1 pseudogene is annotated in these 1019 nt (G+C 46.1%); it reads right to left on the minus strand.

Features of this window, described 5'->3' with window-relative positions:
* Positions 1 to 1019, minus strand: a pseudogene (locus CWB99_RS24260) (hypothetical protein); the annotation flags it as partial.

Below are 1019 nucleotides of genomic sequence, written 5' to 3' on the forward strand. Positions count from 1 at the left end.
CTGCATCATTGTCCAGATTTGAAGCCGCGATCGTACAGGTTCCGCCGTTATATAAAGAGTGAGTTGCTAACAGCGATTTAGTCTCAAGTGAGTACAACGCCAGTCCATCTCTGATACCAGCCAATTCTTGCGAGCCATCTCCATTGAAGTCTCCAGTGGTCATCAGGCCACTATAAAACGTCGTGCCCATTGCCCATTGATTCTGCCAGTCTTTAGTATCATAGATAAGACCTGAGTTGAGTATCAGTTCAAGCTGATTATCGTCATCCAGATTGGCAAAGTGCACTGTTTTTGTGTCATTAACCGCTGTCTCAAACAACATTTTCGTAGTGTCCTTAAGACTGAAAACGCTGAGTGATGTTGCATCATCGTAATAGCCTTCACCGTGAAGCAATGCAATTTCAGCGATGCCATCGCCATCGATATCTTGAACGGTTCCGGCAGAGATTTTTGTCTCAGAGGTAAAAACGCTGACAGCTTCACTGTTGAGGTCATTAATCAGGCTCACACCGGACTCAGTGATAACAATTATCTCACTTTCACTGTCCGCATCCGTGTTTGCTGCGGCGATTTGCACCACTTTTCCATTTGTGGGTAGCCTGTACGGATAGAGCCACTTTTGCTTGGCCTCTTCATTTTGTTGCTCCAGCAACATAATGCGCCAGTTGTTATCTGTTGTCAGTATGTCGTTTTTATTGTCTCCGTCAAAGTCAGCAATCACGATATTTCTCTGTCCCGAAGGGACCTCTATTCCGGAGCGAGCGATGGGCAGTGCTTTATTAGTTGTTACCCTGACTTTTTCAGTAACAATGGCACCTTGCTCACTGTCCTCTCCAGGCGTAGAGAATGAAAAATAGTACTCCTGTGAAGAGAAGAGCGTATCCTCGGGGGCAGTCCAGGTCATCACGCCTTCGTCATTCATAGTGGCGCTGTCTGGTGCCGAAATAAGCTGAGTTACCAACGTATCGTTTGGTTTGTCAGGGTCTGAAATAACGGGCGTAAATGATACTGTTTGCCCT

The sequence above is a fragment of the Pseudoalteromonas rubra genome (assembly GCF_005887095.1).
Classification (GTDB): domain Bacteria; phylum Pseudomonadota; class Gammaproteobacteria; order Enterobacterales; family Alteromonadaceae; genus Pseudoalteromonas; species Pseudoalteromonas rubra_E.